Source organism: Protofrankia sp. Cr1 (assembly GCF_963555865.1).
GTDB lineage: Bacteria > Actinomycetota > Actinomycetes > Frankiales > Frankiaceae > Protofrankia.
This window is the reverse complement of the sequence record NZ_CAUVXO010000155.1, coordinates 1-10,573: the sequence shown is the minus strand read 5'-3', so window position 1 is coordinate 10,573 and position 10,573 is coordinate 1. Positions and strand designations below refer to the sequence as shown.

Sequence of the window (10,573 nt, the reverse complement as noted above, 5' to 3'; positions counted from 1 at the left end):
GGTTGGTCTAGGCGGGCGGGCAGGTTCGCCAACCGGTGGCGGGAGTGGGCCGACGTTCCCCGCCAATTCGGCATCGCGATGGTGATTGTAGTGATCTTTTTCGGGGGGACGGCCGGCACGACCGCGCTCATCTTCGTGCACCGCCATCACGCGTTGCGGGTGGCGGGTGAACGCGCCGGCGCTTCCGTGATCGAGTCCCAGAACCTGCGCGTCGACCTGTCCTACGCCGACGCCAACGCGGCGGCGCTGGTATTCGATGAGGTCAAGCTCGACCTCAACCTCAACCGGAACAATCCCCAGCTCGCCCGCGACGCGTACGACGCGACCAGGACCGAACATGCGGTGACCGACAAGGTCACCGACGCCGAAATGGCTCTCGCCGAACTGCGGCGCCTCAACACCAACCTCTGCCCGGACCACGGGACCAATCCGACAGATCTGGCCGATTCCAGCTGCGAAGGTGACCTTCTCGACCTACTGGAGCGGCAGATACCCACCTACACCGACCTCGTCGCGACGGCACGGGCGCACAATCGGGTCGGACAGCAGGTGGCCCAAGCCTACCTGCAGCACGCGTCGGCTCTGATGCAGAACAAGATTCTGCCCGCCGTGGACCAGCTGTTCGTCCTGACCGGCGCGGACCTCGACCGGGAGTCCCGGCAGGCCACGGACGCCACCCACGAAGTCGAGATAGCGGTGCTGCTGGGCACGTGTTGCTGCACCGCGCTCGGCGGTCAGGTCCTGCTGTTCCGCCGTACCCAACGGGTGTTCGACGTGCGCCTGCTCGCGGGCACGGGGGTTCTCCTGCTCGCGGGGGGCCTGATGTTCGCCGGGATGGGCATCGAGCGCTCCCGGGTCGTCACGGCACAGGAGAAGGGTTACCAGCCCATGGTGCTGTTCACTCAGGCCCGGGTGCTGGCATTGCAGACGCGCACGGACGACAATCTGTCGTTGATTTCGCTGAGCGACCGGGCCCGGTACGACCAGGGGTCCCAGGACGCGGTGCGTGCACTCGGCTATGACCTGGACGGCAAGCAGCTCGCCACCGGATCGCTTCCTGCTGGACGGCGGGGAGCGCTGGTCGCCGCGCTCGACCGCCTCCCGGCCCCCGACCGCCCGGCGCTGACAGCGGACCTGGACGCCTGGCTGTCCACTCGCGCCGTCGTCACCGCGCTGCTCGCCCCAGCGGGAGTGGCGGAGAACCCCGCGGGTGGCGTGGACGAGGAGCTGAGTCGCTTTGCCCGCGCGACGCTGCTGACGGTGAACGACAGGGAACCCGCCTTCGCCCGGTTGGATCAAGAGCTCGACAAGGTGCTCAACGTCCGCCAAGCTGACTTCCGCGCCCGGATGTCAGCAAGCGCGCCGCCGTTGGACTGGCTCGGCTGGAGCGGCTTCGCGGGCGTTCTCGTCGCGGCCCTGTTCATTCTCGCCGGCTTCCGGCGCCGTCTGAGGGAGTACGCCGCATGAGGCACGGCCGGGGGTCTGTCGGTAAACCCGTCGAGGGGCGTTCCAGCGGATTCGTAGGGCCGGTGGTCCAAAGATTCGCCTGGGCGCGGCACCGCATCGTCCCGCTCGGTGTCGGAGCGGTGGCGCTGGCCGTCGCGGCCGCGTGTGCCACCGTCGGCAGTCCACTGCCGACGGACGCGAGGCCGCTGCTGCCCATGCCGACCACACCCGCGCCGTCCTCGTCCTCTCCTCCGTCTTGCGCCAAGGTCGACCTGTTGAGTAAAGCCGTGCCGCGGATGGATCCGATGCCGACGCCTGGCGGCTCAATGCCCACCGGCTCGGCCATGGCGGACATCAAGCAGCGCGGTTTCCTCAAGGTGGGCATCGCGGTGGACGCTCCACCGCTCGGCTCGGTGGACTGGCGGAAACTCCAGATCACCGGTTTCGACGCAGACGTCGCCCACGCCGTCGCGGACGCGATCTTCAGCCCGGGCGAGAACACCGTCCAGTTCCAGCCCGTCTCCATCGACCAACGTGAGTCGGTACTCACGTCCGGGAAGGTCGACATCGTCGCAGCCAACTACACGATCACCTGTGAACGCGCGCAGCACGTCAACTTTTCCGGGGTCTACTACACGTCGCACCTCGGGCTGCTGGTCCGGAAGAACGCCGGCTTCAGCTCCATCGGGGATCTCCAAGGTCACACCGTCTGCACGTCGAACGGGAGCACGTCGTTCGAGAAGCTGAAGGCTCTGCGGCCACCCGCGCCCACAGTGACGCCTGCCCCGAACATCGCCGACTGCCTGGTGAGCCTGCAACGCGGCGAAGTGGACGCGATCGCGACCGACGACGTGATCCTGGCCGGGATGGCGGCGCAGGACCCGCTGCTCACCGTGGTCCCGCACGCATTCGACCAGGCATTCGACCAGGCATTCGCCGCCGACCTAAGGGTCCTCGACGAGCCGTACGGGATCGGAATCCCGAAGAGCACGCAGTCCGGCGAGTCGGCCTACAACAGCCAGTTCGTCGCCTTCGTCAATGGCGTCCTGCAGGCGTACATGGCGGACGGCCGCTGGGCCGCGAGCTACCAGCAGTGGCTGAGCATGCTCGGACCCGCCCCACCCAGCCCGCTCGAGGAGTACCCACCGTGGTCCCGGTGAGCCACCGATACGATGACGGCGCGGGGTTCAGGGACCTACCCGGCGGATCGTGATGCGGCTCCACGCACCGACGAAGATCTGATCCCCGTCCCGCACCGGAACCGGCCGGCCCTTCGGGAGGGGGACGCACCTGTCGTTCAGCCGTGTCCCGTTGCGCGACCCGTGGTCGACGAGTTGGTAGGAGCCGTCCGCGGTCCGTTCGAGGACGGCATGCTCGGCCGAGACGCCCTCATCGTCGACCGGCACCGACAGGTTGATCAACGGGCGTCTACCGTCGAGCCGGTTACGCCGGCCGATGACGACGCGCTCGCCGCGGATCGAGACGATCCTCGGCGGCTGTGCGGCGGGAAACCGCATTCCGTCGGACTTGCCGGTCTCGAAGTACACGCGGTCGGCGTCGATATGCGCCTCCCAGCGGACCCTCGCCGCGGGGTGCGGGACCAGCTCCGGCGGCGCCGGCATCGTCCCGGTCGCGAACTCGCAGCGGCAGCGCAGGCAGAACCGTTCGCCTACGGCCTGGCGCGCCCCGCAGTTCGGGCACCCGCCACCCCTCCGCCGGCGCGCGTCCTCCGGCGGAGCGGCGGAGGTGGTCTCGTCAGTCGGCATGGTCGATCCCACGGGTCCAGACCGAGCGGAGGATAACGACCTGCACGTCGTGGTCCTGGACGTCGTCGCGGAGAACCACCGTTCCGGTCGCCGGGTCGTCGATGGTCACCAGACGGGCGAGCAGCTCAAGTGCCGCCAAGTCGCCCGCGGCGTGCGCACGTGCGACGGCCCTCCCCAGCCGGTGTCGCGCGGCGGCGAGATCACCTGCCCGCAGAGCGTCCGTGCCTGCCTTGATAGCCTGCGCCAAGTCGATCTTTTCCCGCAACGTAGTCATCTTCTTACTGGTCTGGCTGTACAGCGAGTAGTCGTTGGTCCAGCGTGCGTAGACCGGCGCGGTCGCGAGTTCTCTGTCGGCCCGGACCAGGTCGATGCGGCCGGCCCAGCTGGCCTCGTCCTCGACGACAGGATCAAGACCTTCGATACGGACCTGGTATTCGCGTTTCTCCGGGCCCCACGCTCCGGTCGGGAAGTCGGTGGTCTGGTCGTCCACTCGGCGCGCCCGACCGGTCAGTTCCTCGATGGTCGGGTGGGCCTGCGTGACGTACTTCAGCCGCGCCCCGTAGGGGACCCAGATCCGTAGAACGATCTCGGCGAGCACCCTGCTGGTCGCGTCGCGTGCGATGGCGAGGAAGTCCGCCTCGAGGTCGGCCGGCTGCGGGACGTCCAGCGCCGTGCCAAGCAGCACGCTGGCGATCGTCGCCAGCTCCTCGGCGACCCAGCCTTCGCCGATGCCACGACAGTCGCACCGGAAGTGGCCTTCGCAGGCGCGTAGCGCCTGCATGAACTCTTCCGGGGACTCGTGTTCGTTCCTCCCGTCGGTTAGCAGGATCGCCTGGCGGATGGCGGCCGGAGCGTCGCGCAGGAGCTCGTCGGCGAGGGTCAGCCACCGGCCGATCGCCGTGCCGCCGTTGGACCGCAGCGTCGCGACGGCGTCGATCGCTGCCTGACGGGATCCCGGGGAGGCGATGGCCAGGTGCCGGGACTCGGGGTAGACCAGCGTGGCCGTGGCGGTTCCGGCGACCACGGCGAAGTACGTGCCGTCGCGCAGCGTCTCAACGGCCTTCGACGCAGCGCGCTTGGCCGCGGGGAGCTTCACTCGCGGGTAGTCCATCGAACCGGAGGCGTCGATCAGAATCACCACGGCGTGGTCGTCCGCCGGGGGGGCCACGTCGCCGGCAGCGGCCGTCACCGTCACGAGCGTGTCCATCGCGGTCGTGCTGATCGAAAGGTACGGGTCCTGATCCACGGTGAGCTCAAAACTGATCATGCTGGCCTTCCTGAGCCGGTGTGACCCACGTCGCAATGGTCATGTCCATGTCCGCGGCCGGACCCGGTTCGCCAGCGTCACCAGCCGGACGCGGTCGGCTCGGGTGGTGGCGAGCCTCGCGCGCTCGCGTAGCAGCCGCTCCCGTTCGAGACCGAGTTTCGTGATGTCCAGCGGGATTCCAAACACGGTGGCCGGCAACGTCTCGGAGCTGGTTGGCGTATCGCCGCGGGTATCAGCGCCGGAACCGACCAGCAGCTCGGCCGCTGCCAGCACGGCCAGCCGCAGCGCGTGCCGCTGGTCCTCGCCGATCTCGGGTTTTGCCTCTTCGAAGACCCCGCAAGCCTTGGTGATGGCGGTCGCCGTCGGCGGCTGCCCGGGTTCGTCCGCGACGAGCAGTTCGATCATGCGGGTTCGCGCGGTCACGAACGTCCGGGAGTTCGCCGTGACCCGGCTGTAGGCTTCCACGCGGTCCTTCGGGTCACTGACGCACCGGGCGTGCGCGAAGGCTGCGCTGGAGATCGACGGGTCGGTGCGGGAAACGATGTCGAGGATGCGGGCAGCCGCCGGCAGATCTCCGGCCTGCTCCAGCGCCAGCGCATGCGCGAACCGCGGCATCAGCTCGCCCGGCACCTGGGCGTAGACCCGGTCGAAGTAGCCCGCGGCGGCCGTCGCCTCGCCGTCCACCATTGCCGCCAGCCCCCGGTACCATCCGACGCGCCAGTCGCGCGGTTCATCCACGGCAAGCGCATCAAGCTGGTCGTGTGCCCGGTCCAGGCGTCCGGCGTCGATCTCGGCGCGGACCCGTCGCAGTCGCACCTCCACGGTCATCGGTTCCAGCGCCGCCAGTCGGTCGGCCAGCGCCGCCGACTCCTCCCGGACGGACAGTGCGTCCAGGGCGAGGGCCGCCGGGTCGTCCGGGTCCACCCGCAGTGCGGCCAGAGCCTGCCATCGGCTGTCGGCCTGCTCACTGAAGATGGGTGGCGCCGGTTCGAACCATCGGCTGACCACAGGGGCCCGCCACCGGGACTCCACCGGGACTCCACCGGGGCCCGCCACCGGGGCCGCGACGATCTCGTGCAGCACGCCGACAAGCTCCTCGGCCATCTCGTGGGCACTGCCGAAACGGTCCTCGGGACGACGCGCGGTGCCTTTGAGCAGGAGGCGGTACAGCGAGTCGAACGCGTCGAACACCGGGGAGGACGGCAGAGTGTGCCGGTTCTTTCTGGTGGGCTCCCACCCTCCACCGAGCACCAGCATGGCCAACATCCGACTGGCCGCGTACAGGTCCGAGGCGATCGAGGGAAACGCCCGTTCGGCACCGTCCCGGTAGGCGGCGTCGTCGATTTCCGGTGCGCGAAAGCTCGGGGTGCTCAGGTAGTTGGACGTGGTGTCGTCCACCCGGCGGGCGCCACCGAGATCGATCAGCGTCAGCTCGTCCGACGTCACCATGACGTTGTCCGGTTTGAGGTCGCAGTACACCAGCTGGTAGCGGTGCAGGTAGTCCAGCGCGGGGAGCAGCCGCAGGAGATAGCGGGCCGCGTCGGCCGGTGCCAGGGCCCCGCCCGACGTCTGCATGCACTTCTTCAGCGACCAGCCGTGGACGTAGTCCATGACGATGTAGTCGGCGCCGTCATGGGTGACGAAATCCCTGATCTTGACGATGTTCGGATGGGACACCGCCGTGAGTGCCCGGCGCTCGTTCTCGACCACACCGCGGGCCTCCGGGATCGCCGTGTCCAGCAAGCCCTTCACCGCCACCCAGGACACGACCTGGTGGTCACTGAGCTGGTGGTCACTGAGATGCTCGTCGCGCGCCGCGTAGACCCAGCCCTGGCCGCCGTGGGCCAGCGGCCCGACGATCCGGTATCGACTGCCGATGACATCGTCCGGACCGAGCTTCACGGTGAACGAGTAGGGCTGGCCGCAGCTCCCGCACCGGCCCTCCAGATCGACCGGCCCGTCACCGGACCGCGCCACCTCCGCCTCGCACCAGCCGCAGCGGCGCAGAGCGCGGGCCACGGAGGTGGTGGCCGCCAGTATCGGCGGACCGGTGAGCGGGAGGTCCGGCAGAGCCGGTAAGGCGAACAACCCGCCGCTCAGGGTCGGGCGGGACGAATTACCCGGTTGGTCGGACGGTCTGGACGGGGGCAGCGTCATCGGGGCTGTCGTCTTGGAATCCGGTTCGACCCTGCGATGGTCTGGACCGGTCTCGGCGGCCTGCGCGGGGTGTCCGCAGACGTGGCAACGCCCGCGCACGGTGATGATCCCCGAGCCCGTACAACGCTCCCGTCGGCATGGCTGGCCGGTCATGTCGGCCGCACCCGGCGTGCCGGTCGTCGCCGGGCTCATCCGACCGCCCCGCCGGGTCGGGGCGGGGCGGTCGGCGCAGCTGACATGCCCGGCTCCTGAGGGGCCTCCGGTTCGGCTCTGATGCTCAGCGCGTCTGCGTAGTCGAGGATGCACCGCTCCGCCAGCCGCAGGTCCGTCGGCACCTCGTCGAGGGTCGCGCGGGCCTTCGCGTGCAGGATGGACAGTGCGGCGTCTTCGAGGAGACCGAGCCGACCAGCCTTCGCCCTGTACGCGCGCAGCCGGCCCCGTAGCTTCTCGTACTGATTACGTGGCGCTGCATTGGCATCGATGAGGCACTCGGCGGCCTGGGCCGCCTGGGCGGCGTGTCGTCGCCAGGCCGCTATCCCGATCGCGGCGTCGTTGCGGCGGCCCGCCCGGACCGCCGCATCAAGATCCGCTAGCCAGGGCCGCAGGCCCCGCCCCGAGTCGGTGAGGAACTCCGGGTCGGCCAGGGCGAGCAGACCCTCCGGCCGGGTGAAACGGTCGATCGCGTCGAGGGCGAGCCGCGTTCCCCGCCCTAGATCCGAGTCCAGCGTCTCAAGAATCCCGGCGAGCGCAGGCAGCTTGTCCGGGGCATCGTCGGGCACGACGGTGACCACCGGTTCGGAATCATCCTTGTTGATCACATCTGTCGGTGCGGTTGCCGGTGGCCGGGCAACCAGGATGCACTCCGCCTGGTCGCTCTCACTGAGCACGTGCACACGCTGGCTCGGCAGCTCGTGCTCTGTGGTGAGCGCGTCGACGGTTTCCTGCACGGCCACCCGGAACTCCGCGAGCGTCGATGGCCCGCGCTCGTCGGCCATCGCGATACTCAACGCCCGGGAGAACACGCTGAACGCGTCGGAACCACGTGTGAACCGGGCCCGTTCGCCCGGACCACACGCATACACATAGAAGACCCGTCGTCCCTTCACCCGCTGGACCTGCCGACGGGACCAGCCCGCCGCGCTCATGGTGGCCTTCTCCTGAAGGTGGACACCCTCGCGGCAGGCGTCGACGAGGATGACGACGTCTCCGGCGTGACTGGCATCGATATAATCCCGGAAGTCAATGAGAACGCACTTGTCGAAAAATTTTCCCGACCGTGTGAACGCGCTGGAAGGGACCAGATAATCCTGACCGTTGCCATGCACACCGTGCCCGCTCAGATACAGTATCAACGTTTGTTTTCGGGACGCCCGGTCGATGAACGACTCGATTGCCGACTCGATCGCGTCCCGGTTGGTCCGCCGCACGTCGTGTACCTCCACCTGGTAGCCCACCGGCTCCAGGGCGGCCATCAGCTCCCGTAGGTCCTCTTCGACAAACGGCAGGTCGTCGATGGAGGTGTCTTCGTAGTACGGAACGCCCAGCAGCAGCGCCCGGAACGTTCCCGCCCCGCCGTCACGACCGTCCCCCGAGTCTCGCTTCATACGTCGTGACTACTCGCCGAAGGTCAGGGTGATCGCACCCGTCGCGCCGATCTGACTGGACGCACCGACAACGGTGACACCACCGCTCGCGGTCACCTCGAAGGAGATCTGGGCCTCCTTCAGCGGTAACCTCCCGCCGGCTTCGGCGATTTCGTCGAACACTCCTCGTAGGCCGTCCACCACGTGTCTGAGGTTCTCCCGTAACACGGCGACCGGAATATGGCGCATCGTCGTCTCGCCATCGCGACGACGGAAGATGCCCTTATCCCCGCCACTGGCATCCTCGTCGTCGTCGGCGACGAGAAAAGGCAACGTGCACGTCGGTACTTCCACTCTGGCATCGGACATCAAGGCTCCTGATCTTCATCCCGCACCGTCGATCTCGCGGGGATCCTACCTCCGGAGAGTGCGGCATCGGTCACCTGCCTCCGGGTGCAGCGCTTCTCGCGACCACCTGCACCAGTGATCATCGGAACTGCCCGACGACCCCGCAGGCAGGGGCGGGTCCGCAGTTCCTCCTGGTCCGCTGTCTGGAGGCGCCGAGGCGTGGGCAGCTGGCTGGCCTGCTGGTCCTCGTGGGCCGACACAGACCGGGGCCGTCGCCGGTGCGCCGCATCGATCGTTCCCCATCAGGGGGCTCGGTAGCAACTGCCGAAAAGCAACGAATGCGCTGATCAACGCCGCGAAGGCTGGTCAGCGGGTTACCCTCGCGACGGGTCCGCTTACCCTCGCGACGGGTCCGCTGAGCTGTGTTGACGTTGGTTCTGCTGCCGGTGCTACCGGGATCCTTCCAGGTGTACCCATGATCTAAAGCAAGTAAATGCGAACTAACGCAGCCGGCCATGCGTTAAAAATGCCATAAGGCTGCAAACAATGTTCTTTGAGACAGAACCGGTGAGCGGTAGAAATGTCTCGAGCAGGTCCTAGCCAAACTCTTGACTGTACCCCGACTCCGAACGGATCTAGGACTTCAGACATCCCTATCCCACCAGGTCGGGGCGCTCAACACGCTGGCGCCGACCGGCAACGACATTCCACCCAAGCCTGGACCGGAGTTGACACGGATTCCTCGTCTTTGCGCGGACGGTTCCGAGAACGGGTGGGATGCACACTGACGTGGAAGAAGAAAAAGGGGCGGCGAATGGTGACTCTCTCGAGGAATCAGTCCCGTCAACCATGAAGGGAAGCAGATCATGAAGCGGATCATGAAGCAGGGCGTGATCGCACCAATTGTAATAGCGGCCTCGGCAATCGCGGCGCTGACCGTGGCTACGCCTGCGCAGGCGTATCCCACAAGCTGGTATCTTACGAGCAGTCACAACCCGACCGGAGCGTATTACACAGCTGGTACGGGTTACATCCGTGCCTGGCAGGAGTGCGAGACGAGCAACGGCCAGACGGACTGGTATAACTTGGGGCCATGGCGGGGAATCAATACGTGGTCATGGACCGGATCCTGCACTTACTATCGCGGCCACGGCGTCGACATCTCGAACTGAGGTCCGGACAATCGATCGTGACGTCTCCAGGAAGGTAGTACCGTGTCTGCTCGTGCAGGTGCGCGACGGCAGCCACGGCGGACAACGACCATCGGAGTCCTTGGCCTTGCCGCAGGCATTGTTTTCCTAACGGCCTGCGGAGACGATTCTACGGATCCGCAGCGTGGCAGGGATGCGTTGAATACCGTTGCGCTCGCAGATGCTCCGCCAGCGCAACGGGCGGCCTTTACGGACGGCAAGGTTACCCGGGCCGAGTATCAGGCTGCTTACGCCGCGTTCGCCAGATGCGTCGCGGCTGGAGGCGGTCGCCTCGAGGAGCTGGACCAGGATCCGTCATCAGGCTTGATCCACTATCGAACTGGAGTCAAGCTTGGGACCCCCAAGTCTCCCGACTTGAGCTCGGTCGAAGGGCGCTGTTACCACGAAACCTTTGACATCGTTGAATTCGTTTTTAGCACCACTGACCCAGCGGCTCTCGCCGCGCTTGCGGCTAGCGACGAACGCTTCTACGCCGAACGGGTACGGCCGTGTCTTCTCGCACATAGCGTCGATTCCCCAGCGACGGTTGACTCGGGCAGTGCTGAGTTCAACCGCCTGAACAAGAAGTACGTGGAACTCACCAAGAACGGTGAGTGTTGACCTAGCTCGGATCTTTCACGGGTTGCCCAGGTCGGTTCGGGCGATGATGCCGGCGTTGAACATGCGCACCTACACCCTGTTTGAGATCACCACTGACGAACGGCGGCTGCGCCGTGCCGAGGCGTTCGTGGCCTCTGGTCTGCGAACGGGCGCCTTCCAGCCCGTCGTGGACCGCACCTTCGATCTGGAAGAGAT

7 protein-coding genes are annotated in these 10,573 nt (G+C 67.2%); 2 read left to right on the top strand and 5 right to left on the bottom strand.

Features of this window, described 5'->3' with window-relative positions; translation table 11 throughout:
• Together U9980_RS13900 and U9980_RS13895 are read left to right on the top strand one after the other, a co-directional pair.
• The coding region (locus U9980_RS13900) for a hypothetical protein (protein WP_322768298.1) at positions 1-1,467 on the top strand (1,467 nt) is incomplete at its 5' end.
• Positions 1,464-2,606: a glutamate ABC transporter substrate-binding protein gene (locus U9980_RS13895; RefSeq protein WP_322768297.1), complete on the top strand. Its 1,143-nt coding sequence runs from the start codon at positions 1,464-1,466 to the stop codon at positions 2,604-2,606. The genes U9980_RS13900 and U9980_RS13895, both read left to right, overlap by 4 nt.
• Positions 2,607-2,633: 27 nt before the next feature.
• On the opposite strand, the gene U9980_RS13890 is transcribed toward U9980_RS13895, so the two are convergent.
• From U9980_RS13890 to U9980_RS13870, 5 genes are read right to left on the bottom strand one after another with little or no spacing between them, the layout of a single operon-like run.
• Complete coding sequence (locus U9980_RS13890) at positions 2,634-3,212, bottom strand: FHA domain-containing protein (protein ID WP_322768296.1); 579 nt, start codon at positions 3,210-3,212, stop codon at positions 2,634-2,636.
• Positions 3,202-4,479: a vWA domain-containing protein gene (locus U9980_RS13885; protein ID WP_322768295.1), complete on the bottom strand. Its 1,278-nt coding sequence runs from the start codon at positions 4,477-4,479 to the stop codon at positions 3,202-3,204. The genes U9980_RS13890 and U9980_RS13885 overlap by 11 nt, the downstream gene beginning before the upstream one ends.
• A 39-nt stretch (positions 4,480-4,518) precedes the next feature.
• Positions 4,519-6,828: a tetratricopeptide repeat protein gene (locus tag U9980_RS13880; protein ID WP_322768294.1), complete on the bottom strand. Its 2,310-nt coding sequence runs from the start codon at positions 6,826-6,828 to the stop codon at positions 4,519-4,521.
• Complete coding sequence (locus U9980_RS13875; protein ID WP_322768293.1) at positions 6,825-8,240, bottom strand: caspase family protein; 1,416 nt, start codon at positions 8,238-8,240, stop codon at positions 6,825-6,827. Before U9980_RS13875 ends, U9980_RS13880 begins: the two co-directional genes overlap by 4 nt.
• Before the next feature lie 9 nt (positions 8,241-8,249).
• Complete coding sequence (locus U9980_RS13870) at positions 8,250-8,588, bottom strand: hypothetical protein (protein WP_322768292.1); 339 nt, start codon at positions 8,586-8,588, stop codon at positions 8,250-8,252.
• Positions 8,589-10,573 lie beyond the last annotated feature (1,985 nt).

What these genes read in the sequence shown, in the direction of transcription:
- U9980_RS13890 (WP_322768296.1), bottom strand. Translation starts at nt 3,212, where the DNA reads ATGCCGACTGACGAGACCACCTCCGCCGCTCCGCCGGAGGACGCGCGC.
- U9980_RS13885 (WP_322768295.1), bottom strand. Translation starts at nt 4,479, where the DNA reads ATGATCAGTTTTGAGCTCACCGTGGATCAGGACCCGTACCTTTCGATC.
- U9980_RS13875 (WP_322768293.1), bottom strand. Translation starts at nt 8,240, where the DNA reads ATGAAGCGAGACTCGGGGGACGGTCGTGACGGCGGGGCGGGAACGTTC.
- U9980_RS13870 (WP_322768292.1), bottom strand. Translation starts at nt 8,588, where the DNA reads ATGTCCGATGCCAGAGTGGAAGTACCGACGTGCACGTTGCCTTTTCTC.
- U9980_RS13895 (WP_322768297.1), top strand. Translation starts at nt 1,464, where the DNA reads ATGAGGCACGGCCGGGGGTCTGTCGGTAAACCCGTCGAGGGGCGTTCC.
- U9980_RS13880 (WP_322768294.1), bottom strand. Translation starts at nt 6,828, where the DNA reads ATGAGCCCGGCGACGACCGGCACGCCGGGTGCGGCCGACATGACCGGC.